The organism is Gemmiger formicilis (genome assembly GCF_016901605.1).
In the GTDB taxonomy this organism is placed as follows: domain Bacteria; phylum Bacillota; class Clostridia; order Oscillospirales; family Ruminococcaceae; genus Gemmiger; species Gemmiger formicilis_B.
The window spans coordinates 1-292 of record NZ_JACJKP010000594.1 but is presented as its reverse complement, the minus strand read 5'-3'; the positions used below and the strand labels follow the sequence as shown (position 1 = coordinate 292).

Annotated in this window: 1 protein-coding gene; it reads right to left on the bottom strand. The window is 61.3% G+C overall.

From position 1 onward, the window contains the following. Window positions 1-292: F0F1 ATP synthase subunit gamma (locus H6B10_RS16065; RefSeq protein WP_204652429.1), on the bottom strand; the 292-nt coding region annotated here is incomplete at both ends.

Here is a 292-nt window from a genome sequence, read left to right as displayed (position 1 = left end):
CGGTGTCCATGGCGCTCATGCGGGCGTTCTGCTCGGAGCAGAAGGACTCCACCAGTGCACCGAACAGCACGCTCTTGAGGTAACCCGGCACAATATGGCTGAGCACCTGTTCCGGCGAAGGCACGTAGGTCACCACATGGCGCTCGCTGCCATCGGCACTGCGGCGCGGCGTCCACGGGAAGGCATCCCGGTCCAGGGGCAACAGCTTGATCATGCGGGGTTCCATCGTCATGGGGGTGACCATCTCGGTATAGACCACATACACTTCATCGATATGCCCTTTGCGGAACAG